Source organism: Klebsiella ornithinolytica NBRC 105727 = ATCC 31898, assembly GCF_001598295.1.
Lineage (GTDB): Bacteria > Pseudomonadota > Gammaproteobacteria > Enterobacterales > Enterobacteriaceae > Klebsiella > Klebsiella ornithinolytica.
This window is the reverse complement of sequence record NZ_BCYR01000005.1, coordinates 38,780-65,396: the sequence shown is the minus strand read 5'-3', so window position 1 is coordinate 65,396 and position 26,617 is coordinate 38,780. Positions and strand designations below refer to the sequence as shown.

General features: G+C 53.4%; 27 protein-coding genes and 4 pseudogenes. 16 read left to right on the top strand and 15 right to left on the bottom strand.

The annotated features are described in order from the left end of the window. The first annotated feature begins 138 nt into the window (after positions 1–138). The 8 genes from pspA (at position 139) to ROR01S_RS11850 (ending at position 7,340) form a co-directional block, all read left to right on the top strand. On the top strand, positions 139–804 hold the full coding sequence (pspA, locus tag ROR01S_RS11885; RefSeq protein WP_004861156.1) for a phage shock protein PspA: 666 nt from the start codon (positions 139–141) through the stop codon (positions 802–804). Positions 805–950: 146 nt separating this feature from the next. Then, positions 951–1,175 carry an envelope stress response membrane protein PspB gene (gene pspB, locus ROR01S_RS11880; RefSeq protein WP_004861160.1) on the top strand — a complete coding sequence of 75 codons (225 nt, stop codon included), beginning with the start codon at positions 951–953 and terminating at the stop codon, positions 1,173–1,175. After that, entirely contained in the window at positions 1,175–1,534 is a 360-nt protein-coding gene (gene pspC / locus ROR01S_RS11875) for an envelope stress response membrane protein PspC (protein WP_004861164.1), read from the top strand. The genes pspB and pspC overlap by 1 nt, the downstream gene beginning before the upstream one ends. 19 nt (positions 1,535–1,553) lie before the next feature. After that, a complete protein-coding gene (gene pspD, locus ROR01S_RS11870) occupies positions 1,554–1,772 on the top strand; it encodes a phage shock protein PspD (protein WP_004861166.1) in 219 nt (72 codons plus the stop codon). A gap of 204 nt (positions 1,773–1,976) precedes the next feature. Next, positions 1,977–3,374, top strand: coding sequence for a YcjX family GTP-binding protein (locus ROR01S_RS11865; RefSeq protein WP_004861170.1), 1,398 nt, complete (start codon positions 1,977–1,979; stop codon positions 3,372–3,374). Next, positions 3,371–4,432 carry a YcjF family protein gene (locus ROR01S_RS11860; RefSeq protein ID WP_064359514.1) on the top strand — a complete coding sequence of 354 codons (1,062 nt, stop codon included), beginning with the start codon at positions 3,371–3,373 and terminating at the stop codon, positions 4,430–4,432. The genes ROR01S_RS11865 and ROR01S_RS11860 overlap by 4 nt, the downstream gene beginning before the upstream one ends. 197 nt (positions 4,433–4,629) lie before the next feature. Beyond that, positions 4,630–6,171, top strand: a complete 1,542-nt coding sequence (tyrR, locus tag ROR01S_RS11855) for a transcriptional regulator TyrR (RefSeq protein WP_004861176.1) — start codon at positions 4,630–4,632, stop codon at positions 6,169–6,171. Between the two features lie 113 nt (positions 6,172–6,284). Further along, on the top strand, positions 6,285–7,340 hold the full coding sequence (locus ROR01S_RS11850) for an AbrB family transcriptional regulator (RefSeq protein WP_004861179.1): 1,056 nt from the start codon (positions 6,285–6,287) through the stop codon (positions 7,338–7,340). A gap of 77 nt (positions 7,341–7,417) precedes the next feature. Here ROR01S_RS11850 and tpx read toward each other — a convergent pair whose 3' ends face one another. Next, the gene (gene tpx, locus ROR01S_RS11845) at positions 7,418–7,924 is read right to left on the bottom strand and encodes a thiol peroxidase (RefSeq protein ID WP_004861181.1); all 507 of its coding nucleotides are present in this window, start codon (positions 7,922–7,924) and stop codon (positions 7,418–7,420) included. A gap of 103 nt (positions 7,925–8,027) precedes the next feature. Between tpx and ycjG the strand changes: the two genes are divergently transcribed. Continuing rightward, positions 8,028–8,993, top strand: a complete 966-nt coding sequence (gene ycjG, locus ROR01S_RS11840) for an L-Ala-D/L-Glu epimerase (RefSeq protein ID WP_004861183.1) — start codon at positions 8,028–8,030, stop codon at positions 8,991–8,993. Here ycjG and mpaA read toward each other — a convergent pair. Continuing rightward, a complete protein-coding gene (gene mpaA / locus ROR01S_RS11835) occupies positions 8,984–9,697 on the bottom strand; it encodes a murein tripeptide amidase MpaA (protein WP_015584551.1) in 714 nt (237 codons plus the stop codon). The genes ycjG and mpaA overlap by 10 nt on opposite strands. A gap of 188 nt (positions 9,698–9,885) precedes the next feature. On the opposite strand from mpaA, the gene ROR01S_RS11830 reads away from it, so the two are divergent. Then, positions 9,886–11,505 carry a peptide ABC transporter substrate-binding protein gene (locus ROR01S_RS11830; protein WP_004861189.1) on the top strand — a complete coding sequence of 540 codons (1,620 nt, stop codon included), beginning with the start codon at positions 9,886–9,888 and terminating at the stop codon, positions 11,503–11,505. Between the two features lie 564 nt (positions 11,506–12,069). Here ROR01S_RS11830 and ROR01S_RS11825 read toward each other — a convergent pair. The 4 genes from ROR01S_RS11825 to ROR01S_RS11815 form a co-directional block, all read right to left on the bottom strand. After that, a complete protein-coding gene (locus ROR01S_RS11825; RefSeq protein ID WP_048757143.1) occupies positions 12,070–12,684 on the bottom strand; it encodes a helix-turn-helix transcriptional regulator in 615 nt (204 codons plus the stop codon). 858 nt (positions 12,685–13,542) lie between these two features. After that, a complete protein-coding gene (locus ROR01S_RS11820) occupies positions 13,543–13,947 on the bottom strand; it encodes a DUF1398 domain-containing protein (RefSeq protein ID WP_015584549.1) in 405 nt (134 codons plus the stop codon). 624 nt (positions 13,948–14,571) lie between these two features. Beyond that, complete coding sequence (locus tag ROR01S_RS27060; protein WP_137056547.1) at positions 14,572–14,691, bottom strand: small membrane protein; 120 nt, start codon at positions 14,689–14,691, stop codon at positions 14,572–14,574. Between the two features lie 516 nt (positions 14,692–15,207). Next, on the bottom strand, positions 15,208–15,402 hold the full coding sequence (locus ROR01S_RS11815) for a hypothetical protein (protein ID WP_015584548.1): 195 nt from the start codon (positions 15,400–15,402) through the stop codon (positions 15,208–15,210). 416 nt (positions 15,403–15,818) lie between these two features. On the opposite strand from ROR01S_RS11815, the gene ROR01S_RS11805 reads away from it, so the two are divergent. Both ROR01S_RS11805 and ROR01S_RS11800 read left to right on the top strand, forming a co-directional pair. Then, complete coding sequence (locus ROR01S_RS11805) at positions 15,819–16,238, top strand: translesion error-prone DNA polymerase V autoproteolytic subunit (RefSeq protein ID WP_064359512.1); 420 nt, start codon at positions 15,819–15,821, stop codon at positions 16,236–16,238. Positions 16,239–16,240: 2 nt separating this feature from the next. Beyond that, positions 16,241–17,506, top strand: coding sequence for a Y-family DNA polymerase (locus ROR01S_RS11800; protein WP_032717305.1), 1,266 nt, complete (start codon positions 16,241–16,243; stop codon positions 17,504–17,506). Between the two features lie 113 nt (positions 17,507–17,619). On the opposite strand, the gene ROR01S_RS11795 is transcribed toward ROR01S_RS11800, so the two are convergent. From ROR01S_RS11795 to ROR01S_RS11760, 8 genes and pseudogenes are all read right to left on the bottom strand, one after another. Continuing rightward, positions 17,620–17,931 carry a hypothetical protein gene (locus tag ROR01S_RS11795; protein ID WP_015584544.1) on the bottom strand — a complete coding sequence of 104 codons (312 nt, stop codon included), beginning with the start codon at positions 17,929–17,931 and terminating at the stop codon, positions 17,620–17,622. 311 nt (positions 17,932–18,242) lie between these two features. Next, positions 18,243–19,073 (bottom strand): carboxymuconolactone decarboxylase family protein, encoded by an 831-nt coding sequence (locus tag ROR01S_RS11790; protein WP_048024568.1) that lies wholly within the window; start codon positions 19,071–19,073, stop codon positions 18,243–18,245. A gap of 2 nt (positions 19,074–19,075) precedes the next feature. Further along, positions 19,076–19,792 carry an antibiotic biosynthesis monooxygenase gene (locus tag ROR01S_RS11785; RefSeq protein ID WP_044023541.1) on the bottom strand — a complete coding sequence of 239 codons (717 nt, stop codon included), beginning with the start codon at positions 19,790–19,792 and terminating at the stop codon, positions 19,076–19,078. A gap of 197 nt (positions 19,793–19,989) precedes the next feature. Beyond that, positions 19,990–20,229: pseudogene (locus tag ROR01S_RS11780) on the bottom strand (aldo/keto reductase); the annotation flags it as partial. A gap of 51 nt (positions 20,230–20,280) precedes the next feature. Continuing rightward, entirely contained in the window at positions 20,281–20,838 is a 558-nt protein-coding gene (locus ROR01S_RS11775; protein WP_015584540.1) for an NAD(P)H-dependent oxidoreductase, read from the bottom strand. A 221-nt stretch (positions 20,839–21,059) separates the two neighbouring features. After that, a pseudogene (locus tag ROR01S_RS11770) lies at positions 21,060–21,302 on the bottom strand (aldo/keto reductase); the annotation flags it as partial. Between the two features lie 2 nt (positions 21,303–21,304). Then, positions 21,305–21,790, bottom strand: a pseudogene (locus ROR01S_RS11765) (type 1 glutamine amidotransferase domain-containing protein); the annotation flags it as partial. Positions 21,791–21,798: 8 nt separating this feature from the next. Then, positions 21,799–22,107, bottom strand: a complete 309-nt coding sequence (locus ROR01S_RS11760) for a hypothetical protein (RefSeq protein WP_015584537.1) — start codon at positions 22,105–22,107, stop codon at positions 21,799–21,801. A gap of 139 nt (positions 22,108–22,246) precedes the next feature. Between ROR01S_RS11760 and ROR01S_RS11755 the strand changes: the two genes are divergently transcribed. Further along, positions 22,247–23,146 (top strand): LysR family transcriptional regulator, encoded by a 900-nt coding sequence (locus tag ROR01S_RS11755; protein WP_015584536.1) that lies wholly within the window; start codon positions 22,247–22,249, stop codon positions 23,144–23,146. 78 nt (positions 23,147–23,224) lie between these two features. Here the strand turns inward: ROR01S_RS11755 and ROR01S_RS27530 are convergent. Further along, positions 23,225–23,434, bottom strand: a pseudogene (locus ROR01S_RS27530) (LysR family transcriptional regulator); the annotation flags it as partial. 221 nt (positions 23,435–23,655) lie between these two features. Here ROR01S_RS27530 and ROR01S_RS11750 point away from each other — a divergent pair. The 3 genes from ROR01S_RS11750 (at position 23,656) to ROR01S_RS11740 (ending at position 26,576) form a co-directional block, all read left to right on the top strand. Further along, positions 23,656–24,663 carry an AraC family transcriptional regulator gene (locus ROR01S_RS11750; protein ID WP_032717311.1) on the top strand — a complete coding sequence of 336 codons (1,008 nt, stop codon included), beginning with the start codon at positions 23,656–23,658 and terminating at the stop codon, positions 24,661–24,663. Positions 24,664–24,679: 16 nt separating this feature from the next. Next, entirely contained in the window at positions 24,680–25,348 is a 669-nt protein-coding gene (locus ROR01S_RS11745; protein WP_048024399.1) for a Rossmann-fold NAD(P)-binding domain-containing protein, read from the top strand. 397 nt (positions 25,349–25,745) lie between these two features. After that, positions 25,746–26,576, top strand: a complete 831-nt coding sequence (locus tag ROR01S_RS11740) for an oxidoreductase (protein ID WP_015584533.1) — start codon at positions 25,746–25,748, stop codon at positions 26,574–26,576. Positions 26,577–26,617: the final 41 nt, after the last annotated feature.

Below are 26,617 nucleotides of genomic sequence, written 5' to 3'. Positions count from 1 at the left end.
CTGTAGCAACCTGCTGTGCAGATAACAACCACTCCTTTTAAAATCAACAAGATAAAAAGTTGGCACAGGATTTGTATTAATCAGCGTAAGTATCATCACAGGCCCCGGCCTGAAATCAGAACTATGAGGATCAACGTTATGGGTATTTTTTCTCGTTTTGCCGACATCGTGAACGCCAACATCAACTCCCTGCTGGAGAAAGCGGAAGATCCGCAGAAGCTGGTTCGTCTGATGATCCAGGAGATGGAGGATACGCTGGTCGAAGTGCGTTCGACTTCGGCACGCGCGCTGGCGGAAAAGAAACAGCTGAGCCGCCGAATTGAACAAGCGCTTGCCCAGCAGGCCGAGTGGCAGGAAAAAGCGGAACTGGCGCTGCGTAAGGACAAAGAAGATTTGGCGCGTGCCGCGCTTATCGAAAAGCAAAAGCTGACCGACCTTATCGGCAGTCTGGAAAATGAAGCGCAGATGGTTGATGAAACGCTGACGCGCATGAAAAAAGAGATTGGTGAGCTGGAGAATAAACTGAGCGAAACCCGCGCTCGCCAGCAGGCGCTGACTCTGCGTCATCAGGCGGCCAGCTCTTCCCGCGATGTGCGTCGTCAGCTGGATAGCGGTAAAATTGATGAAGCTATGGCGCGTTTTGAATCCTTTGAACGCCGCATCGATCATATGGAAGCCGAAGCGGAAAGCCACGGTTTTGGTAAACAGAAAACGCTGGATCAGCAGTTTGCCGACCTGAAAGCGGATGATGAAATCAGCGCACAGCTGGCGGCGTTGAAAAGCAAAATGAATCAAAACAACTAATGGCATAGGCCAGCGCCTTCGGGACAGGCAGGCCGGGTCTGGCGGCCTCAGCTAAAGCTGGTCGTGGGTCGATGCCCCGACGTTCTGAAGGATAACGCGTTGCGGCGCTGCTATGCGCCGCCGTTCACTCACTGTAAGGAGTACACATGAGTACGCTTTTTATTGCCATACCCCTGACGCTGTTTGTGCTGTTCGTTTTACCGGTCTGGCTTTGGCTGCACTACAACAACCGCACCGCGAGCGGCAGCTTATCGCAGAATGAACAGCAGCGTTTGCTGCAGCTGACCGACGATGCAAAGCGCATGCGCGAACGTATTCAGACGCTGGAAGACATTCTTGATGCCGAACATCCGAACTGGAGAGACAAATAATGGGCGGACTGGATCTGAATAAAAAACTGTGGCGCGTGCCGCAGCACGGCATGGTAAAAGGCGTCTGCGCCGGTATCGCGCAGTATCTGGATGTGCCGGTCAAGCTGGTACGACTGATTACCGTACTGGCGATGATCTTTGGCCTGTTTTTCTTTGTGGTGGTGGCGTACATCATCCTGACATTCGCTCTTGACCCGATGCCGGAAAGTGAATTGTACGGCGAGAAAATGCCGACCAGCGGTGAGCTGCTGGCCGCGGCGGATCAAGAACTGGCGGCCAGCGAACGCCGCCTGCGCGAAATGGAACGCTATGTCACGTCGGATACCTTTACGTTACGCAGCCGTTTTCGCCAGCTCTAACTGAAATCTGAGGTCACGCATGAATATAAAATGGCAGCAGGCGGGGCAAAAAGTGAAACCCGGCCTGAAAATCGCGGGTAAGCTGGTTCTGCTGACCGCGTTACGTTATGGCCCGGCGGGCGTTGCCGGCTGGGCGGTGAAATCGGTGGCGCGTCGGCCATTAAAAATGCTGCTGGCGGTGGCGCTGGAACCGTTGCTCAGCCGTCTGGCCAATCGTTTTGCCCGCGGGATGAAATGATCGAACGAGGCGATGCGTCAGGCGCATCGTACCGACGTCGACGGGGTGGACGGGGTGAACTCGCGCAGGCGCGCCTGCGCGCAGCCACTGAGGTGAATGCCATCAGCGCTCAGCCTCCGGCATCACGGGCGGGAATCTTGCTACTTATCCTCACCTAATAGCTTATAATCAAAGCACTTTCCTTCAGAGCATAACAGGATGGCAATGAAGCGATTCAAAACTGAATTTAATGCGCTGGTGAACCGCGGCGTTGACCGCCATTTGCGTCTGGCGGTCACGGGCCTGAGCCGCAGCGGTAAAACCGCCTTTATCACCGCGCTGGTCAATCAACTGCTGAATATTCACTCCGGGGCGCGCCTGCCGCTGCTTAGCGCGGTGAGAGAAGAGCGCCTGCTTGGCGTCAAACGGGTTCCGCAACGTGATTTCGGCATTCCGCGTTTTACCTATGATGAAGGGCTGGCGCAGCTGTACGGTTCGCCGCCGGTCTGGCCGACGCCGACCCGCGGAGTGAGCGAAATTCGTCTGGCGCTGCGTTACCGCTCCAGCGAATCGCTGTTCCGCCATTTTAAAGAGACCTCCACGCTGTACCTGGAGATTGTCGATTATCCGGGCGAGTGGCTGCTTGATTTACCGATGCTGGCGCAGGACTACCTCAGCTGGTCGCGGCAGATGACCGGCCTGCTGCAAGGGCAGCGTGAGGCGTGGTCAGCCCGCTGGCGTCAGCTCTGTGACGGGCTGGATCCGCTGGCACCGGCGGATGAAAACCGTCTGGCGGAGATTGCCGCCGCGTGGACGGAGTATCTGCATGCCTGTAAACGAGAAGGTCTGCACTTTATTCAGCCGGGACGCTTTGTACTGCCGGGAGATATGGCCGGGGCGCCGGCCCTGCAGTTTTTCCCCTGGCCGGATGTGGACGCAATTGGTGAAGCGAAGCTGGCCCAGGCGGATAAACACAGCAACGCCGGAATGCTGCGCGAACGCTTTAAATATTACTGCGAAAAAGTGGTTAAGGGCTTTTACAAAGACCACTTCCTGCGTTTTGACCGCCAGATCGTGCTGGTGGACTGCCTGCAGCCGCTGAACAGCGGCCCGCAGGCCTTCAACGATATGCGCCTGGCGCTGACTCAGCTGATGCAGAGCTTCCATTACGGTCAGCGAACCCTGTTCCGCCGTCTGTTTTCCCCGGTGATCGACAAGCTGCTGTTTGCCGCGACCAAAGCCGATCATGTCACCGTCGATCAACACGGCAATATGGTTTCTCTGCTGCAGCAGCTGATTCAGGACGCCTGGCAGAATGCCGCGTTCGAAGGCATCAGTATGGATTGTCTGGGACTGGCATCGATTCAGGCGACGCAGAGCGGGTTGATTGAGGTTAACGGCGAGAAGATCCCCGCGCTGCGCGGCAACCGCCTGAGCGACGGTCAGCCGCTGACCGTCTACCCCGGAGAGGTTCCGGCCCGGTTGCCGGGTCAGGCGTTCTGGCAGCAGCAGGGGTTTCAGTTTGAGAATTTCCGTCCGCAGGTGATGGACGTCGATAAGCCGCTGCCGCATATCCGCCTGGATGCCGCGCTTGAATTTTTGATCGGAGATAAATTGCGATGAGCGAACCCTTAAAACCGCGTATCGACTTCGACGGTCCGCTGGAAGCGGAGAAAATGGAGGCGCTGAAATCGGCACGTGCCTTTGACGGCGCGGAAGCGGCGAAATTTGCCCCGGCGCGAGTGGATGCGCTGGAGGAAGACGAAGGGGCGGCAGAAGCGGTGGTCGAATCGGTTCTGCCGCCAAAACGTAGTTTATGGCGCCGCATGGTCAGCGCCGGTCTGGCTATTTTTGGCGTCAGCGTTGTGGCGCAGGGCGTACAGTGGAGCCTGACCGCCTGGCAAACCCAGGACTGGATTGCGCTCGGCGGCTGTGCGGCGGGAGCGCTGATTGTCGGCGCCGGTGTTGGGTCGGTCGCGACCGAATGGCGGCGACTGTGGCGTCTGCGCCAGCGGGCCCATGAGCGCGACGAGGCGCGGGATTTGATGCACAGTCACGCGGTCGGAAAAGGGCGCGCGTTTTGCGAGAAACTGGCGCAGCAGGCCGGGCTTGATCAGGCGCATCCTGCGCTGCAGCGTTGGTATGCGGCGATTCATGAAGCGCAAAACGATCGGGAAGTGGTCAGCCTGTATGCGCAGCTGGTGCAGCCGGTGCTGGATGCCCAGGCGCGGCGGGAAATCAGCCGTTCGGCGGCGGAGTCCACGCTGATGATCGCCGTCAGCCCGCTGGCGCTGGTGGATATGGCCTTTATCGCCTGGCGTAATTTACGCCTGATCAACCGCATCGCCACGCTGTATGGCATTGAGCTGGGTTATTACAGCCGCCTGCGTCTGTTCCGCCTGGTGCTGCTGAATATCGCCTTTGCCGGCGCCAGCGAACTGGTGCGGGAAGTGGGCATGGACTGGATGTCGCAGGACCTGGCGGCCAGACTTTCAGCGCGTGCGGCGCAGGGGATTGGCGCCGGGCTGCTTACGGCACGTCTGGGGATTAAGGCCATGGAGCTGTGTCGCCCGCTACCGTGGATCGCTGACGACAAACCGCGGCTGGGCGATTTCCGTCGTGAACTGATTGGTCAGCTGAAAGAGACGCTACAAAAAAGTAAAAGCGGTCCGCAGCCCTGATCGCCTTCTGATAACCGCCGGGCGACCGGCGGTTTTAGGACATCTCCCCCGGCGCCCGGGGCTTTGAACGGATATCTTTACGCCATAACGGCCGTTTTTCCGCCATGCTGTCAATAATTGTTGACAGCTATCTTCACGCCAGCAAATAACTGTCCTATTATTCATCCGTCATTGGCCTTTTTAGGGTGAATACTCCCATGCGTCTTGAAGTCTTTTGTGAAGACCGTCTTGGTCTGACTCGTGAATTGCTTGATTTGCTGGTGCTCCGCGGTATCGATCTGCGCGGCATCGACATTGATCCCATTGGCCGAATTTATCTTAATTTTGCCGAGCTGGAGTTTGCCAGCTTCAGCAGCCTGATGGCGGAAATCCGCCGGATTGCCGGCGTCACCGACGTGCGTACCGTGCCGTGGATGCCGTCGGAACGTGAACACCTGGCGCTCAGCGCGCTGCTGGTGGCGATGCCGGAGCCGGTGCTGTCGCTGGACACCAAAGGCAAGGTTGAACTGGCGAACCCCGCCAGCTGCCAGCTGTTTGCGCAGAGCCCGGAGCGGCTGCGCAATCATCCGGTCGCTCAGTTAATTACCGATTTTAACGTCCAGCGCTGGCTGGAGAGCAGCCCGCAGGAGTCGCATAGCGAGCATGTGGTGGTTAACGGCCAGAACTTCGTGTTGGAAATCACCCCGGTCTACCTTGAAGGCGAACACGGCGAACGGGTCCTGACCGGTGCGGTGGCGATGCTGCGTTCCACCGTTCGTATGGGGCGTCAGCTGCAAACCATGACGACGCAGGACACCAGTGCCTTCAGTCAAATCCTCGCCGTCGGCCCGAAAATGCGCCATGTCGTCGAACAGGCTCGTAAGCTGGCGATGCTCAGCGCGCCGCTGCTGATCGTCGGCGATACCGGAACCGGCAAAGATTTACTCGCCCACGCCTGCCATCTGGCCAGCCCGCGGGCAAACAAACCCTATCTGGCGCTGAACTGTGGCTCCATCCCGGAAGATGCGGTGGAAAGCGAGCTGTTTGGCGACGCTATTCAAGGCAAAAAAGGCTTCTTTGAGCAGGCGAACGGCGGTTCGGTCCTGCTGGATGAAATCGGCGAAATGTCGCCGCGTATGCAGACCAAGCTACTGCGTTTTCTTAATGACGGCACCTTCCGGCGCGTCGGGGAAGATCACGAAGTTCACGTCGACGTGCGGGTCATCTGCGCGACGCAGAAAAATCTGGTGGAGCTGGTGCAGAAGGGATTATTCCGCGAGGATCTCTACTACCGCCTCAACGTGCTCACCCTCTACCTGCCGCCGCTGCGCGACTGTCCGCAGGATATCATTCCGCTGACGGAGCTGTTTGTTTCCCGGTTTGCCGACGAACAGGGGATCCCGCGACCGAAGCTTTCCGCCGACCTCAGCACGGTGTTGACCCGCTATAGCTGGCCTGGCAACGTTCGCCAGCTGAAGAACGCGGTTTACCGCGCGCTGACCCAGCTCGAAGGCTATGAGATGCGTCCGCAGGATATTCTGTTGCCGGATCACGATGTGGCCTCGCTACCGGTTGGCGAAGAGGCGATGGAAGGGTCGCTGGATGACATTACCCGTCGCTTTGAACGCTCGGTGCTGACCCAGCTTTATCGCAGCTTCCCGAGCACCCGTAAGCTGGCGAAGCGCCTCGGCGTATCGCATACCGCGATCGCCAACAAGCTGCGTGAATACGGTCTGAGCCAGAAGAAAGGCGAAGAGTAGGCGCTGTCACCGGCGGCTCAGGCGGCCGGTGACAATCTGACGCCATAGAGGCTTCAACCTTTCGCCCGCTTCTGTATATACTCAGTTTTCTTCATCTTTTTCCAGGAATACGGATGTCAACTTCGCCGGGTCATCTGCTTCAGTGGATGAAACTGCTGGGACTCTCTGCCGGACTCTCCGGGGTTCTGTTCGGGCTGCACCTGCCTGCGGCATTGCTGCTGGGGCCGATGATCGCCGGGATAACGTTGAGTCTGCGCGGGGCGAGCATTCGCGTTCCGCGGCCGTTTTTTATTGCCGCTCAGGCCATTATCGGCTGCATGATTGCCCGCACCTTAACCCCCTCTGTTTTTAGCGTCCTCATCGGGCACTGGCCGCTGGTGCTGCTTATCCTCTTCTCCACGCTTGCCGTCAGCGCGCTGACGGGGTGGCTGCTGGTGCGCTATAGCGCGCTCCCCGGCGCGACCGGTGCGTGGGGCAGTTCGCCTGGCGGAGCGTCGGCTATGGTGGTGATGGCGCAGGAGTATGGCGCCGATGTGCGGCTGGTGGCCCTGATGCAGTATCTGCGGGTGCTGTTTGTCGCGGGCGCGGCGGCGCTGGTGGTGCGTTTTGCCCTGGGCGGCGATGCGCAGGCGATGACCCAGCAGATCGTCTGGTTTCCACCATTGACGTGGCAGCTGCCGTGGACGCTGCTGCTGACGATGGTCGCGGGATGGCTGGGGCTGAGAATGCGTTTCCCGTCCGGTGCGATGCTATTCCCGATGCTGGCGGGCGCGGTGGTGCAGGGAGAGGGCTGGTGGATGCTTGAGCTGCCTGAATGGCTGCTGGCGCTGGCATATGCCGCCATTGGCTGGAGCGTTGGACTAAAGTTTAATAAAGAGATCTTCCTGCTGGCCCTGAAAACGCTGCCGCAGATTATCGCCTCCATTATCGGCCTGATTGTGGTTTGTGCGCTGCTGGCGCTGGGGGTGACCCAGGTGCTGCCGCTCGATTTTATGACCGCTTATCTGGCGACAAGCCCCGGCGGGCTGGATACGGTGGCGATTATTGCCGCAGGTACGCGGGCGGATATGTCGTTTATTATGGCGATGCAGACGCTGCGTCTGTTTACCATTTTGCTGACCGGCCCGATGATTGCGCGTTTGATTTCGCGCTATGCGCCGCAGAAATAAACAAGCCTCCGCAGAACGGAGGCTTAACGTAGCCGGAAGGCCGGCGGTGACGCCATTTTCCGGGATAGCTTGTGGTCTTAGCCTTTCAGCGAAGCCAGGGCCGCATCGTAGTCCGGCTCTTCGGTGATTTCGTTCACCAGCTGGCTGTAAACAACCTGGTCATTTTCATCAATAACGACCACCGCACGCGCGGCCAGACCGGCCAGCGGACCGGCTGCAATGGCGACACCGTAATCGGCCAGGAACTGCGGAGCGCGCAGCGTGGACAGGGTGACGACATTGTTCAGGCCTTCCGCGCCGCAGAAGCGAGACTGGGCGAACGGCAGGTCGGCAGAGATGCACAGCACAACGGTGTTATCCAGCTCGGAGGCCAGTTGGTTAAATTTACGAACCGATGCCGCGCAAACGCCGGTATCGATGCTCGGGAAAATATTCAGTACTTTACGTTTGCCGGCGAACTGGCTCAGCGCGACGTCAGAGAGATCTTTGGCGACCAGCGTAAACGGCTGCGCGGTAGCGCCAGCCTGCGGAATGGTGCCCTGAACAGAAACGGGGTTGCCCTGGAAATGCACGGTTTGTGACATGTTTATCTTCCTGTTTACATATAGTTAACGTCACGGGTAGTGTATGACATCCGTTATCGGCACGGCAAATCCTATTTAATGTTTCCCCTGGAGGAACCTGGGAATGCGAAACCTGCGAGTGTACGAAGAAGCCTGGCCGTTACATACGCCCTTTGTGATTGCCCGCGGCAGTCGCAGCGAGGCGAAGGTGGTGGTGGTGGAAATTGAAGAGGACGGCGTAAAAGGCGTTGGAGAGTGCACGCCGTACCCGCGCTATGGTGAGAGCCTCGCGTCGGTCATGGCGCAGATCCTCACCATTGGCGAGCAGCTGGAAAGCGGCATGACCCGCGAACAGCTCCAGCATCTGCTGCCGGCAGGGGCCGCGCGCAACGCCGTAGATTGTGCGCTGTGGGATCTGCAGGCCCGTCGCGTCGGGAAAACGATTCCTCAACTGCTGGGTATCGGACTCCCCAATCGGGTGGTGACGGCGCAGACGGTCGTGATCGGAACCCCTGAACAGATGGCGGCCAGCGCCGCCGCGCTGTGGGAGAAGGGGGCCCGGCTACTGAAGGTGAAACTGGATAATCATCTGATCAGCGAACGGCTGATTGCCATTCGCAACGTGGTGCCAGAGGCGACGCTGATAGTGGATGCCAATGAATCCTGGTCCAGCGATGGCCTGGCGGCGCGCTGTCAGCTGCTGGCGGACATCGGTGTGGCCATGCTCGAACAGCCGCTTCCAGCGGACGCCGACGACGCGCTGGAAAATTTTATTCACCCGCTGCCCATCTGTGCCGACGAGAGCTGCCACACCCGCGATAGCCTGCCGCAGCTGCGCGGGCGTTATGAGATGGTGAATATTAAGCTGGATAAAACCGGTGGCTTGACCGAAGCGCTGTTTCTGGCGCAGGAGGCCGGGGAGCTGGGGTTTGAACGTATGCTGGGCTGCATGCTCTGCACGTCGCGGGCCATTTCAGCGGCGCTCCCGCTGGTGCCGCTGGCGCGTTTCGCCGATCTGGATGGCCCGACCTGGCTGGCGGTAGATGTTGAGCCGGCGCTGCATTTCAGCACCGGGGTGCTTCATCTCTGAGCGTGCCAGCGCAGTAGATCCATCATTGCCGACAGATGCTTTTCCGTCGCTTCGTCGGCTGAGATGGGCGGAAACTCGGCGGTGATGCAGGGCAGGCCGATATCGGCACACCAGCTGCCAAAAGAGCCGGGGGTTTCGTAACCGACGCTGCCGACCAGCGGCAGGGCAAACGCGTCGGCCAGCCACTGTCCCAGCTCGCTGTGGCCGGGATCTTCAATGCAGGCCAGCGGATCGTGGAAGGAGACAACCCACGCCGGGTGGATCTGATGGATCAGCTGGCACAGTGCCTGGGTTTCCGGTTCTGAACCGGGTTTTTCGCCGGTCAGCAGTACCACATCGCGCTGTTCTGCCGCGCTATTCCAGCGATACACCGTTTCCCCTTCTTTCCAGTTTGCCGCGGGGAAGTTGCGGTTCAGATCGACGCCGCGGGCGTTGGCCCGTAGTCCCAGCTGACAGCCATCGGGATTCACCGCCAGCACGACGTGATGGCGGCGTAATTCCGGTTTCAGGGTACGCAGCGCACAGGAGAGCGTCACGATCGATGAGTTTTCATCGCCGTGGGTACCGGCAAGAATCAGGCCGCTGCGGCTGTCCGCCAGCGGGGCGGGGAACCAGAGCAGCGGCGCGCCAAGATGTGACTGACCATAGCGCTGCGTACCGGGCGGAAAGGCGCCGCGCAGGGGGCGAGGACGGGAAACGGGCATAGGGCATCCTGTTAGCAGGTTATTTTCTGCAGTGTTGTGTAAAAGCCTCCCGGAATCAAATAGTTTCCTGGGGCGGCTAAATCAGTGGACATGTCAATTTTCTATCACAAGCCGTTTGCAATTTCAGGTGATGAAACAAATAATTACCGCTCTGCCAGCTCTGGTTCTTTTATTTTAAAGGGGATCTCATGAAGTATCCTGTCACATTGACATGCGGCGCGCTGTGGTTAGCCAGCGTTTCTTCTCTTGCCTGGGCAGCGGATGTCCCCCAGGGAACCGTATTAGCCGAAAAGCAGCTGCTGGTACGGCATATTAAAGATGAACCCGCATCATTAGATCCCGCCAAAGCCGTTGGTCTGCCGGAAATTCAGGTGATTCGCGATCTTTTTGAAGGTTTAGTCAACCAGGACGCGAAAGGCAATATTATCCCAGGCGTGGCGACCCGCTGGCAGAGTAATGATAACCGCGTCTGGACATTTACGCTGCGCGATAACGCGCGCTGGTCCGATGGCTCACCGGTGACCGCAGAGGACTTTGTCTATAGCTGGCAGCGTCTGGTTGACCCGAAAACCACCTCGCCTTTTGCCTGGTTCGCCGCGCTGGCGGGGATCAGCAACGCGCAAAATATTATCGATGGTAAAGCGGCGCCGCAGACGCTGGGCGTCACCGCCGTTGATGCGCGTACCCTGCGCGTGCAGCTGGATAAACCGCTGCCGTGGTTCAGTAACCTGACGGCCAGCTTCGCCTTTTATCCGGTACAGAAAGCTAACGTAGAGAGCGGTGCTAACTGGACGCGTCCGGGCAATCTTATCGGCAACGGCGCTTACGTTTTAAAAGATCGCGTCGTTAACGAGAAACTGGTGGTCGTGCCGAACAGCCACTATTGGGATAATGCGAAAACGGTTATTCAGCAGGTGACGTTTGTTCCGATCAATCAGGAGTCCTCGGCAACGAAACGCTATCTGGCCGGCGATATTGATATCACCGAGTCTTTCCCGAAGAATCTGTATCAGAAATTGCTGAAGGATATTCCGGGCCAGGTGTATACGCCGCCGCAGCTGGGAACCTATTACTACGCCTTTAATACTCAGAAAGGTCCGACCGCCGATGAGCGCGTGCGTCTGGCGCTGAGCATGACTATCGACCGTCGTCTGATGGCGGAGAAGGTACTGGGAACCGGCGAAAAACCGGCCTGGCATTTTACGCCGGACGTGACCGCCGGGTTTGTACCGCAGCCGTCGCAGATGGAAAGCATGAGTCAGGCCGAGCTGAACGCTCAGGCCAAAGCGCTATTGCAGGCGGCAGGCTACGGTCCCGGTCGTCCGCTGCAGCTGACGCTGCTGTATAACACTTCAGAAAACCACCAGAAAATCGCGATTGCGGTTGCTTCGATGTGGAAGAAAAATCTCGGCGTGGATGTGAAGCTGCAGAATCAGGAGTGGAAAACCTATATCGATAGCCGCAACACCGGTAACTTTGATGTGATTCGCGCTTCGTGGGTAGGGGATTATAACGAACCTTCCACTTTCCTGTCGCTGCTGACCTCGACCCACAGCGGGAATATTTCCCGTTTCAACGACCCGGCCTATGACAAGATTCTGAGCCAGGCGGCACAGGAAACCTCGGATAAAGCGCGTAATGATGATTACAATGCGGCGGAAAAAATCATCATGAGCAAAGCGCCTGTTGCCCCGATCTATCAGTATACCAACGGGCGTCTGATTAAGCCGTGGCTAAAAGGGTATCCGATTAATAACCCGGAAGATGTTGCCTATAGCCGTACGATGTATATCGAGAAGCACCCATAACGCTTACCTCAGCACCATTTCATCAGGGCGCGGTTATCCGCGCCCTGATTTTTTGGCAATATTATTGGCTACGATAGTCCGTTCTGACGTTATGTCAGAGGGGGATAACTTCCTTTTTGCGCAGGCCCGTCTTTATCCTTGTCGCGGCCGCAGTATAAATGCCAGCGCACGGAGGGCTCATTTAGCGTAGCGCAGGGAATATGGTGATCGCGCCCCAAAAACTATGACTTTATTTAGCCGGCATTAAGGAATACGCTGCAGGTGCGGTGGCCGAAAAGGTAAACCGATCGACGATCGTGACTTAAGATTTTTCTTGCGTTTTTAATCCGTGGACTGAAAATCATGCTGCGTTCTTGAATATTCGATGGTTGTATAATAAAGTCAACGCAGTCTAATTGTTGCCCGTTACGGAATACTTTGTATGGTCGCTGTTATTTTAATCTTTATCGTCTGTTTTCTTTTGATTATCACCCTGTGGTCCGTATATTCTTATTAACATAATGTAAAAGGCCGATGCATTTCTGAGTCAACCTTTCTTAATGCAGAGGCAGGTAACGGTTTGATTTACTTCTTTTTTTGGCCAAACAGATTAGCAAATTTTTGCAGTTCCTGTTTGTTGGCAAGATTAAATTTAGTCATTACATTCCGTTTGTGTGAAAACACCGTTTTATAGTTCATGCTTAATTTATTGGCAATATCGGAAGTATTTAATCCAATGCTGGTGGCATAGAGAATCTTTAACTGTATCGCGGTGACCGAATTGCACTGGCAGTCAAGACATCTCCTGAGGCCGCATGATGCTGATTCATTCGTAGTTTTTATGCTGCTGACATCCAGTGCTTTTGCCATGGTCTTTTTGATATTGCCAGGTAAATCTTTTTCGTAGATAAATACAGATCCTTTAATGCAGTTGGGGAGTGGATTTTTTACCACAGGGCCCTTTTGGGAGTGAATGATGAAAATTCTGGCGGCGTCGCTTCTGTTATTCAGCGTGTCATGACATAAAGAAAATTCGCCCACCACCATCTCTGTAAAGATGATATCGGCAGTGCTGATGTTTTTTATATTGTAGTTGAAATCATAAGTAATGTTTTCATGCTCAATGATGAGATCTTCAATTAATTTCATTATGGCAAAGCGGAAGTAAATATTTTTTATATTAAGTAAGATTCTAGTCATTTAGTGTTCACAGTTAATCGTCAGGGCAAAATATGATAATGTTATATTTTTTATAAATTTTCTTTTATTCATGCATTGCAGCTAAGATATTTCACTACCATTATCTTTGCAAGCGCTGTGGCAAAAATGAGATACAGTCTTACTTTGCTAAGAAAAATCCTATTTAACAATGAATTAGCGCATTGTAATAGTTTGTTTTGTTTTATTTTAAACGAAAATCGCTGCCGCTAGTCGGCGCAGAGGCGTTGAAGAGAGAGATAGCGCTGTTTTAATAAATAAAGGCACAGCGGAAATTATCTGTATTTCATGATCTTTATGCGTCGATAGTATTATTTAGTCAATATGGGTAAAGACAGTACGGAAGGTTATTACTGCGGGTAACAATGATGTCAGAGTGTGAAATAGCATCGGTGATAAATATGTCGGAGCCCACTCCGCTCGATGCAGCGGGGGAGAATTGATCGCGCCGGAGCCTGAAAAAAGGGGGCTCTATGACGTCGCGGATGGTGTCGCGAGTACCATGTTCTTTCTCATGATAAAGGAGAGAGAATCGACAGATTAATCGCATCATTTCAGGCTGACCACGCTGCGGTAAGGTCAGAGCGACCTGAGTGAATTTGGCCGCGCTGTTTTGCTATCCCGCCGCCGGAGGGCATCTCCCTTCCCTTAATCCGACAGAGCCTCTCCCGTCGGGCGGGAAGCTCAAAGACGCTCCTGGTTCTGTGGCGTATGCGGCGATGATTTCGCGGACTGAAGCGGAAAATGGCCGCTCACTGTACCCCTGCAGGCGTACTGACAGGGGCTGCAAGTATCTTTGGTTATCGCATTTTTGTGGGCGTGCAGGAGTTCACTCAACGTCTACAGCGCATTCTCCGGGCAGGTGATATCGTCGACATACAAAAGAATGTTATCGACCGACCAGTAGCGGCGTTTTTTATCATTCAGATCGGTGACCCATTTGAACACGCCAGAGCCAGCCAGAGCGATGCAAAACTCATCGTAGCCGGACTCCCCGGCGAAATGCTTTTTTGCCGCTAATTTTATTTTGGCAAGATTGATTTTGGTACTCACGATCAACAGATCCCGGTTGCTTTTCATAGATACAACCGCATCTGTATTTGTTACGAATTTAATATTTCCAGTAGGAAGGTAGTAGATGTAATACGCGACATTATTTTGTTGTAATGCTGATAAAAATAAAGAAAAATCCAAATCGCGCCGTACACGGTCAAAGATCTGGCTTAGCAGGTCTGGCAGTTCCATCCTTCCCGTCATCCTTAATGGTTAAATACAATAAAAAACAATAAAATTTAACGATTGTAATATTTATGTAATATAACAAATCAAATTATTTGGCAGAGTGATATTACTCGAGCGAAATTATTCAGGGTAGGGGCTTAATTGTTACTTTTTATTGCGGGATAGCGATGAGAATCAACGGATTTCGATGGCTGGCGAGAGGAACCATTGTCCTGATGGCACCGAGTATGAGATGACCTGACGTTCGCAGACGATTTGTGGGAGAAGGATGCGGAGGGATGACACCGGCGGATGAACTCGGGTGGCCAGCAGCAGACCACCGAGAGGGCAAACAGCATTTTAATTTCGCGGCACGACCTGTCAGTATCAATCGTCCTTCGATGTTGATAAGGCCGTCGAATCACCATCTTGAGTAACCCACGAGAAATTAAAATCTTATTAATGCAATATTATTAATTGGATTTGCTTATGCGTAATATGGCTAAAACTCATGACCTGTGCGTTTAAAGCGACGTCAACCTTTTGACGCGATCTCGCGTTAAACGGGCCATGTCAGACTATCGAACATTAAGATAAATTCATTTTAGAAAGTTCACCGATGCGTGCCTCTCCAGTGGTGGTTTGTTATTAACGCCTTTTTTTGAACGTAAACTGCTGCTTTTTTCTGTCCTTGATATAGGAAACGAGAGAAAAAACAGCAACCAGAAGCAGTACTATAGCTAATACTAAAAAGAATAAGTTTGCCATGTGGTTTAGTCCCCGAGAAGTTCATGGATATTCTTGCTTTTATGAAAGCGAATCTACTCCAGGATTAAGAAAAATCCTAACTAAATATTTTAATGGAATGTGAAAAAAGTTTTTTTAATTCTGTTTATGCCGTTAGTGCGAGATTTTGTGCCAATCATGCCGCGATGGCGTAGCATTATATGGTTATTGATAATGGATTTTTCGCTCAAAAACATCGGATACGCTGCGGTTGGCCTGTGAGGCAGATAAGCAGGAAAAAGAGGCCGGTAGCAGGCGATATCTGATTAATAACTCACTGGAAATAGCAAGCGGGCGGCGTGGCGGGAGCTTTAGTGAAACATGAGGCAGCAGGTCTCGCGAGAGACCTGCTGAAGAGGCCTGTTTAGCACAATACGCGCGCGGATCGCGCGTGACAGCCCTCCGTGAGCGGGTAACGACGGGCTGTTCATCCATAAACGCTCACCGGACTGCTGTGCCCGAATGAGAAATAAAAACCTGTGCGGATTCCGACCGGCGTCAATCCACGTTATTGAAGTAGTCCCGCGCAACGGCTTCGACGCGCTTTGAATCAATACCCGTTTTTTCGGTAATCAACTCAATGAACTGCTTGAACTTATCGCTCATGACATTACCGCCGTCCCAATGGGCGACGTAGAATCGGCACTGATAGCGATAAAAGTGGAGGGTGGTATCTCCTAACGTGTAATACATAAGAATCTCCAGTTCAGTATGTCGGATACATCGCCGGTATGGTGGGGATAGCGATGGCCCATAACGGTCGGTTGCACAGAGACTATCCTCCTCCCAATCGGCGCAAATTTCCAGAGATGCGACTTACTCTTTGCCAATTTTCTGGTCACTTCTTCTGCCAGCGCTCGTGTTTGTGGTGGGCATCTGGCGAGTGATATCTCTTATCGTGCCGGTCGGTGACCGTAGCTTTTGCTTTATCGTCCGCCTTTTCTCGCTGCCTTGCCCTGCAGACCAGAGCCTTGCCTTATAAGCACAAAGAGTCGTCATGAAATCAGAGGGATACGCCGCCAGTACTCCGTTAGCACGCAGGCAGCCCTTGATTTCTTTCATCGATCGATAATACTGTATGCGCATACAGTATTTTGATGGTGATTATCATGCGGTTTTTCACACCTGCCGACCTACGCCAGATCGTGGCGTTGCCTTTGTTCAGCGATCTTGTGCCATGCGGCTTTCCGAGTCCGGCACAGGATTATGTCGAGCGGCGTATTGATCTGAATGAACTGATGATTCAGCACCCGAGCGCGACCTATTTTGTGAAATCCACCGGCGATTCAATGATCGACGCCGGAATTGGCGAAGGGGATTTGCTGGTGGTGGATAGCTCCCGTAAGGCTGAGCATGGCCATATCGTTATTGCCGCGGTCGATGGCGAATTTACCGTTAAGCGCCTGCAACTGCATCCCGTTGCGATGCTTAAGCCTGAAAACAGCGCCTATTCCCCGATTGTGATTGGCAGCGAAGATCGCCTGGATATTTTCGGGGTGGTGACCTACATCGTGAAGTCTGTGAGCTGATCATGTTTGCGCTATGCGATGTGAATTCGTTTTATGCCTCGTGTGAAACCGTTTTTCGCCCGGACCTGAAGGGGCGGCCCGTGGTGGTGTTATCCAATAACGACGGATGCGTTATTGCGCGTTCTGCCGAAGCGCAATCGCTGGTGAAAACCGGTGAACCGTACTTCAAACTGAAGGATCTCTTCAGGCGTCACCGGGTGGTTTGCTTCAGTAGCAACTATGAACTCTATGCGGATATGTCCAATCGGGTGATGACCACGATCGAGGAGATGTCTCCCCGCTGCGAAATATACTCTATTGATGAGATTTTTTGTGACCTCACCGGCGTGCGCAACTGTCGCGATCTGACGGAGTTTGGGCGCGAAATCAGAGCCACGGTTTTGCAACGTACGCATCTGACGGTTGGGGTGGGGATCGCTCAGACCAAAACCCTGGCCAAACTGGCGAACTATGCGGCCAAAAAATGGCAACGGCAGACCGGAGGGGTGGTCGATCTGTCAAATATTGCGCGTCAGCGGAGGCTCATGGCGGCATTAAATGTCGGTGACGTCTGGGGCGTAGGTCGGCGGATTGCGAAAAAACTGGAAGGGCTGGGCATCAGGACCGTCCTGCAGCTGGCAGACACCGATATTCGGTTTATCAGAAAGCATTTCAACGTTGTGCTGGAGAGAACCGTGCGTGAACTCCGCGGCGAGCCATGTCTTGAACTGGAAGAATTTGCTCCGATCAAACAGGAGATTATCTGCTCCCGGTCCTTCAGCCACTACATCGTGGAATATGAGGAGATGCGGCAGGCTATTTGCAGCTATGCCACACGGGCTGCGGAGAAACTGCGTAGCGAGCATCAATATTGCCGCTTTATCTCCGCGTTTGTTAAAACCTCGCCATTTGCGCACAACGAGCCGTATTACAGCAACAGCGCATCGGTAAAGCTGCTGACCCCCACCCAGGACAGTCGGGATATTATCGGCGCGGCGATGCGCTGCCTGGATGCCATCTGGAAAGATGGTCAGCGGTATCAGAAAGGGGGGGTTATGCTGGGTGACTTTTATAGTCAGGGGGTGGCGCAGCTTAACCTGTTCGATGAAAATGCGCCGCGACACAACAGCCAGAAGCTGATGGAGGTGTTGGATCGTCTGAATGCGAAAGAGGGGCGCGAAACGCTTTATTTCGCCGGACAGGGTATCCAGCCGCAGTGGCGGATGAAACGGGAAATGCTTTCGCCGAGATACACCACGCGCTATGCCGACCTGCTCACGGTTAAGTGATACTCCTCCGGTCATTACCTGTCAGCTTGTGCCAGAAGCGAACGCTGAGAAGGAGAATTTTTGCAAGGTTACGACCATTCCGGGTGACCGATAAGGGGGCCCCGGAAATGGCGTTAAAGCGGTGAAATAGCTTCTACAACATGCTGAAAGACGTAGGGGTCGGAAAGGAGCTCAAATTCTTCGTCATCTGGATAAGTAACTGCGACCTGATAGTTTTCTCCAGCAAATGCTTTCACCGACGGTAAATCCTGCCAGTAAGTCGCCAGAAAGAAGTGCTCCCGGTCGCCCTGAGTCTCCCTGCGCACAAAGGCGCCTCTGTTCCCCTCGATACTCCTTGCGTGTTCCACGCCTGTCCGCTGAAGATGATTCGCAAAACCTTCTGCGTGTTTAAGCGGGACACAACCGTGCCAGGTCCTTACAATCATTTGCTTCCCTCATTTAACGACAGAATATCACCCTACCACCTAAAGAGATCGTGATGGGCAATTTGCGGCGCAATCCGCACAATATTTATCCTGATTAAGTCGTGAGTCTCTCCTGCAGGTCCGCTCCTTGTGCCAGTAAAACGGCATGTTTCCTGGCGCTGTCTGCTGTGGGCCAGGGGAGGAGGTTGCTGATATCACAGTGAGATAATCTTCCGCGGGCGGATTAAGGTGTCATACCATGGTTATCTCTGTGCTTTTTCTGAGGGAAGAGGCATGAAGTCGCCTGATACCAAAAGAGATGGATGGAGTCACTACTCTTTCCCTTCCTGTCGGTTTTCCCCTTTGTTGGATAAGCGATGACGTAATACCTCACCGACAACGGGGGCAGCGGTAAATGCGTTTGGCCAGCCGGCGTAGAACGCTGCCTGGGTAACTATTTCTCCCGCTTCTTCAGCTGAAAGTCCATTATCCATCGCTCTGTTAAGGTGATAACCAATCTGTGCGCTCTGTCCGGATGCGATTAACGCGCTGACTGTAATCAGACTTCTGTCGCGGGGCTTAAGTGCAGGTCTTTGCCAGAGATCCAGGAATAATGGATCAGCAGTGAATTTAACCAGACCGGGAGATATGGGGCCCACATGTTTTTCAACTGTTTCTGAGCGCTGTTTTTCTGCCTCCTGGTTGAGGGGAAGCAAAACAGGAGCGGCTTCGGGAAGGGCATCCACCGTAACACTACGGCGCTCAAAAATCGCTTTGGCGACACTGACTGCCGACATCGCATTGGGCCAGCCGGCGTAGAACGCCAGATGGGTAATGATCTCTGACACCTCAGCTGGCGTAACGCCACTATCGAGTGCAACGTCTAGATAGTGTTTCAGCTCGTCAGACTGGTTACGGGCAATGAGCATGGCGATAGTCACTATGCTGCGGTCCCGCAGAGAAAGGGTACCGCGATTCCAGAGACCGTTTGTAATCGCTTCGTGGCCAAAGCGCGCCAACGCTGGTGAGACAGACTGAATGTCAGTTTCCGGAAGGACTGAGGGCTCAATTTTTTTCATCATAGCTTCACCTCTTATTTCGTTTGCGGTAGTAAAATCACAAAGCTCGCGCGACATGGCCGCCGCTGTAATCACGCGTTTAATGTTCATCCGCGTTGGTCAACGGTACGGATGGATAAGTACTGATCTACTGATTTGATTTCGCCTTTGTTACGCAGAAATACTGGTTTGACAGGAATCATTTCCTTACTGGCGCACATATGTGCCGTCTGAGTGAGATAATCCTTGAAGTGCGGCGTTTGTCTGTGCAGTTGATAATCTTCGTCACTGGCGTAAATCTCATAGAAATACCAGCGATGAATATTTTTCATATCTGTCGCGGCATACATGGCAAGCACTCCCTTCTCAACCCGGAGTGATTCCACCATTTCGGGAAAGACGATATTTTTGAACGCCGCCTGAAATTCAGGTTTTACCTCGACAACCACCAGATTATTGATGGTTCGCTCACTCTGTACGATGCGCTTATCACCCAGAAACTGTGGCGTCAGCGTGATTTTCTGTTTCTGCTCAATAATATCCGGCGCGCGGGCCGCGAATGCCTTGTACGGTTCGGCATCCAGATGTTTGCGATAGGCACTATCGTTTTCGTAGAGTTCGACCATGTATGCCTGACGCGCATTGTCACTGTGTTTCAGGGCGTACATCGCCAGTGTGCCTGCTTCATCATCAACCGAGGCAGAAATCGTTTGTCTGGCAACCTCATCAAAATGCCTGTCCCGATCGGGCCTGATGCTAATCTCAAAGATATTCATCACCGGTGTGTCCGGATTTTTTGCCAGGACAGGGCTGCTTATTAGCATGCAAATTAAAAGCATGAGACTATTGTTCACGACAATCCTTTTACTGAAATTTATGTGTACGTTTCGATCAATGACTGTTTAAGATGCCCGATCAACTGATGTTGACGGGAAGGCACCCGATTGCGACTGGCGCTCTCTACCGCTGTTTTGAGAATCATCTATTCCTCCGAATGGCATCTCATAACGGTGAATAAAGACTACCGCGTCCAGACCTGCTTAACGTCTTTCGTTCGTGGTGCGTTTTGCGCCATGAGCCCCGTCAGAACGTGCGGCTGATAGGTGTCTTCCAGAAACCGGATCTCCTCCGGGCTCAGTTGAAGGTTCACGGCATTTACCGCGCCGTCGACATGATCTTTTTTCGTCGCCCCTACGACAGGGGAGGTGACTTTTGTCAGCAGCCAGGCGAGTGAGATTTCCGCCATGGACACCTGATGCCGTAAGTCACTTTTACCGAGCCGGATATACTGCATCGTTATTCTCCCTCCGGATTATTTACGGATGACCTTGAGCCGATCGATAAGCCTTGAAGCGTGCTCCCGGGCAAGAATTTTTTGCCGGGTGATTTTCTCGGCATCCCTGTCGGCGTAGCTGATACCGCAGGTATAAACCGGTGACAGCATGTCAAGATTGCATAGCCTTGCCGTTGTCTTGAACGGAATGAGGTACTCCTCAATGGTGTGGCTAAAGAAACCGTCAGCGGTATACAGCTCCTGTGGAGCCCCCGTTGTGAAGGAGAGGAGCAACTTTTTACCGCCCAGTTTCGCCGTTGAGCCATGCGCGAAGCCGTGAATAAAGACCTCGTCCAGCCACTGTTTCATCAACCCCGGGAGCCCATACCAGGAAAAAGGGAACTGCCAGACAATCACATCGGCCTTGAGCAGACTTTCCTGCTCCGCAGCGATGTTGAATTTGCCGTCCGGATAGAGCCAGTCCAGACGACGAATTTCAGCGTCGGGCAGGGCGGTGGCCACCTCGTCAAGTATGGTGGCGTTGGCGACGGAATGGATAAGCGCTGGATGTCCGGAAACAATAAGGATATTTTTCATTTCAATAGGTTAAACAGTGTTGATCGATATTTAGCCCAGTATAGAGTTACAGTATTATTTTTTTTAGAGCAGTAAAGACTCAATCACTTTTAGGCAAAATCTAATAATCGACTCTGGCATCAAATCGCGTTCCTCCACTATGAACACGGTGAACCACGTGGTAATCGCTCAACTGCAGTTCGTTCATGCGCGTTATTCATGCCAGACGGTCTGGGTGTTGTTTAAACCATCGGTTTTTCCCAGGCCCCGCGCGTATCCACGCCGGTCTCTGCGGCAAGCTGTTCCAGTAAGGAGATTTCCTCTTCGTGCTGGCGAATGTCAGCAGCGCCAGCCGCATCCAGAACGTGATGGACTTTAGTCGCCCCAATGAGTGGAAGAGTACCTTTCGCGAGAGCCCACGCGATGGCTATTTGTGCAACGCTGGCATTCCTCTCTGCCCCCACTCTTTTCATGGCGGCGGTCAATTATTGGTAAAGGCAGCTACGTTTTTCCCTTTTACCAGGTATTCCCCGCGACTGAGTTTCGCGTCAACCAGTGCCGCAGGCCCGTGGCAGACGGCTGAGACAATCCCATGACTTTCATACACTTCGCGGATGATGCGCTGGGCATCCGGGCTGTCGCGGAAATCCCACATGGTGCCATGCCCGCCTGCAAAGAAAACGGCGCTGTAATTGGCTCCGTTCAGCTCAGATAACGCAGGCGTCGACGCCAGGCGCTGCTGAAAATCGGTTTCGTTCCAGAACCAGGCATTGACCGGATCGCTGAGGTCAAATCCATCGATCGGCGGTTGTCCCCCGCGAATGCGGGCGATCGTCGTTTTCAGTCCGGCGTCTTCCAGAACTTTGAGCGGATGCGTCAGCTCTGCCAGGAAGAAACCGGTCGGTACACCAGATGCGCCTTTAATGGGATGGCTGGAAACGACACACAGCACGGGTTTATCAGCAGGTTTCATATCAGATCTCACTTTTGATTTCTAAATTCAGCGGCGAAGAGATTTTCCCAGTTAATAAAGGAGCCAAGCGGAATGCACTCGAAGCTTAATAACCCCGCTTTTGCCAGCGGGAATTCGGCCATTATCCTCATTGCTTCATCGACAGACTCACATTCAAGAAAAATAGCGACCCCGGGTCTGTCCTGACGAAAGTAGATGTCGCGGATGAAGCCGGATTTATACAGTCCCCAGGCGTGCAAGGCTTCAGCGGTAAGGTGTGGCGCATATTTTTCCAGCGATGCGCCAGCGGCGGGGATATCCAGACATAAAATTCGCATCATAGTCTCCTGAACTCAGGTCATTGTGAAAAGAGACTAGAGTATAAAAGCCGAATTCCAGGGAGATTAGAGGGTCATTGACTTAAGCATATTTAGACTGTACTTAATAATCATGCCGGGAATGCTTAAGGAAAGTGCTATGAATAACGCCCTTTATAATCAGATACGCATCTTTCAGAGTATTGCACGTGAAGGCAATATTTCGGCCGCCGCGAGGAAACTTGAAATCACGCCGCCATCCGTCAGCAATGCGCTTAAGTTGCTGGAAGAGCATATCGGCCATCCGCTTTTTTTGCGCACGACTCGTCGTATTGAGTTGACGGAAACTGGACAGCTGTTGCTGGAGCAGACCGCCGCCGCAGTGGATTCGCTGGAAAAATCACTGGAAAGCATTCGCGACCAGAACCAGGAGCCCTCTGGTGTGGTGAGAATAACGCTTTCGCGTTTTGCCTACCTGTTAATTCTTAAACCGGCAATGGCGGCGTTCTGTCAGCAATATCCGGGTATACAGCTGGAAATTTCGGTTTTCGACGGTACCGTGAATATTATCGAAGAGCGTTTTGACCTGGGGATTCGTTTTGGCGATATTCTGGAAGGTGGGGTAGTTGCACGGCCGTTAATGAAACCGTTTCGTGAAGGGTTATATGCATCCTCGGCGTATCTCGCCGGGCATGGGACGCCTGAGTCGCCGGCAGATCTCAGTCATCATCAACTGATCGGTTACCGTTTTATCACTAACAACCGCATCCTTCCGCTAATCCTGAACGATCGCGGAGAGCAGTTGACCGTCGAGATGTCTGGGCAGTTAATCAGCAACGATATTGAGGTTATGGCCGACGGAATCCGCAACGGGCTGGGGATTGGACGCTTGTTTGAACCCATCTGGCGGTTACAGCCCGATCGGGAGCAATTTATACCCGTGATGGAGAGCTACTGGAAAACCTATCCGCCAGTGTATCTCTATTACCCAAAAAACGCGGGAAAAACGAAAAGAGTAAAGGCCCTGATTGATTTTCTGGTAGCCGCTACGGGGCGATAAAATATGACACAGCGTTATGTATGAACCGCTGTCTGGAGGGGGAGGTCACATTCTCAAGGGCCTGACCTCCCGTACGAACTAAATCAGAAGGCGAAGCCCGGTCGGCCGCTGCCGACGGCTTGGATAGTCGAAAAAACCTTCCTGCAGCGGTGACTATTTCGTAAGAAACAGAGTGAGTCGTCTATCCTTATATAGGGTGCAACAAATGGCTTCGGAAAAGACACCCGTCCCGCCCAATACGGCCACAAGGTCAGTTTCAGCCTGGTTGACCGTCCCCGATCCAGGCACAATCATGTCCCTCTTGTTTAAGAGTTGCGTTGTATCGACCCGCAGAACCCGCAGCCAGAAGCAGGTACTTATCATATGGCCCTTAATTTGTCTTCCAACCTATCGTACTGATGATGGCGCAATTTGCCACAATTATGGCGCATTCAGAATGCTGCCTTCAGGTTTTCAAGGGTATGCTATCAACTCTATCCCGGTAGATTATTCACGTCAGGACCCAGAAAATGGCACGTAACCGTACTTTTTCTCTCAATATTGGCTGGAGAACATTGCTCAAAGACGTCGGGCTTACGCCACCAGATATATTGCGAAAAGCACAGCTACCAGACGATACCTTTTCCAGGGCTGAAAATGGCCTCGATGCAGAAGAATACATTCGCTTGTGGCATGCAATCGAAACAGGAATGAGTAATCCTGCTTTTCCCTTACCTCTTGTCGAAAAAGTTTCGGCTGAAGTATTCGATCCACCGCTTTTCGCCGCACTGTGCAGCGCTAATATGGTGCAGGCCGTACAGCGACTGGCAAGATATAAGCAGCTCATCGCGCCAATGGTACTGGAGACGGCAGTCGATCATAACGGTATGCTGACCGTTTCACCTCGATGGTTGTCATCCGCGAACATCCCGACGTCGCTACAGATAGCTGAACTGGCTTTCTTACTGCAACTGGCGCGACTTGCAACACGGGAACCAATCAGAGCATTAAAAGTCCAGCTCCCACGGCTGCCCACCGGAGCACAGGCTGGCCACTTTACCCGATTCTTCGGTACCGCCATAGCGCATGGTGAATCGCCGGCCATTAGCTTTTCCTCCGCTGACGCTTTGCGGCCTTTTTTGACGCTAAATGAAGGAATGTGGCAGGTTTTTGAGCCCGAGCTGAGACGACGTCTCAGCCAGCTGGATGCAACGGCTTCAACCGCTGATCGCGTGCGTGCGGTACTTCTGGAGCTGTTACCGGGTAACGACGCTACCATTGAGAAAACCGCAGCGCGCCTGGGGATGAGTAAGCGCACGCTGCAGCGCAGGCTTGAAAATGAGGGGGGGAATTTCCGCTCTCTCATCAATTCCTGCCGGGAAAATCTGGCACGCCACTATCTGTGCAACACCAGTTTATCCGGTTACGAAATCGCATTTCTGCTTGGTTTTGAAGATCCTAATTCATTCTACCGCGCGTTTATGACCTGGACAGGCCAGACCCCTGAAACGGTCAGGGAAGCCATGCGTTTTAATTAAAAGAGACACCATAACGATGCCAGAAAATAATCGAGTGGTATTACTTGCAGGTGCCACAGGCCTGGTCGGTGGACAGTTACTGCAACTCCTGCAGAATGATCCGGGGGTGTCGTGCATACATGTCCTGAGTCGTAAGCCAATCAGAGTCAGCCATCCGAAGTTGCAGGTCCATATTGTTGATTTTACCTCATTGCCACAGCTTCCTTCTGTGGATGAGGCCTACCTTGCTCTGGGGACAACCATGAAAGTCGCCGGCAGTAAGGCGGCGTTCCGCGCAGTGGATTTTAACGCGAATCTGGCCGTTGCACAGGCAGCTATACGGGCCGGGGCCAGCCGTATTGGGCTGGTCAGCGCTGGCGGAGCGAACGTCAAGTCATCGATGTTTTATACCCGCGTTAAGGGGGAACTGGAAGAGGCGCTCAGAGCTTTGACGTTAACCACGCTGGTCATTGCACGCCCCTCTTTGCTACTTGATTATCGTTCCGGGCTGGGGCAGCCAGTTCGCCTCGGTGAGATAATCTCCATACCGATAGCCCGGCTGTTATCTCCCGTTCTTCCTGGGGCTTACAAACCCGTAAAGGCTCTGGTTGTTGCCCGGGCGCTGACGCAAAAAGTTCCCGTCAGTAAAGGTGTTGTTGTTCTGTCTTCTGTTCAGTTGATCAAATCGGGAACCGGGTCAGCGTGAAATGACAGCGCGCAGACCCTATCGAGATTTGGCCATGCTGTTGATGGCCAGTTTACTCGTCGCCTGCTGTAGCATTGAACGCCCCGCCAGGATCTGTCTTTCAGGTTGTCGGCTAAAAGACGTTCATCTGCAGAATTCAGATGTTGCTGCCTCCCGCGAACCCGGCGGTAAAACCCGCGGGTATTAACGAGCCTGAAGAACGTGAAACTGCATGGCTGCTGGGTTACCGACCTCTCGTCGAAAAACTGCCGCTCATCAGGTCGGCGTTACGGTGTATCTGATAAAAGCACACTTCCTGCGCCGTATGGCACCTTTAGCAAGCACTCTGGCGCATAGCGCAAGATAGATAAGTCATCTGTTCAGGCAAACTGGACGCAGTTCATTCATTGAGGTGTCTATGTTTACTCAGGAAAAGAAAACCGCGCTGGTCACTGGCGCTTCATCAGGTATGGGCAAGGCTATTGCTCGCCGTCTGATTCAGGATGGTTATCAGGTGTACGTTGCCGCCCGTCATGTTGAAAAGATGGCGGACCTGGCCAGTCTTGGTGCACAGCCTCTGCGGATGGATATTTCACTCGACGCGGAGATTGTCTCCGGCGTGGAGACCATTCTGGCTCAGACCGGAGGTGTTGATGTACTGGTCAATAATGCCGGTTTTGGCCTCTATGGGCCCGTAGAAGAGATAGATATTGAAGAAGCGCGCTATCAGTTTGAGGTCAATCTGTTCGGTGCCGCACGGCTCACGCAGTTGCTGCTCCCTGGGATGAGGGCCAGACGCTCCGGGCATATTGTCAATATCACTTCCATGGGCGGAAAGATGTACAGCATTCTGGGGGCCTGGTACCACGCAACTAAACATGCACTGGAAGGCTGGTCAGACTGCCTCAGACTGGAAGTCGCTGAGTTCGGGATCAAGGTTGTTATTGTTGAGCCGGGCGTGATAGAGACAGGTTTTGGTGATGCCGCCAGTGACACGATTGTCAGACGTTCGGCCAGCGGGCCTTATGGCCACCTGGTGAAAATGGTGGCCATGTCGATAAAAAAAACGTACGGGCAGGGGACAGGCAGCTCTCCGGAGGTCATTGCGGAAGTGGTGTCACGTGCGGTTTATAACCGTAAACCGCGAACGCGGTATGCGGCCGGTAAATTTGCAAAAATGCTCATTCGCATGCGCGTCTGGCTGGGCGATCGTATATTCGACCGTATTATTCTCAGTCAAACCCGCTGACATACCATTAGCCTGGTAACAGGCTCATCACATGAGGGAAA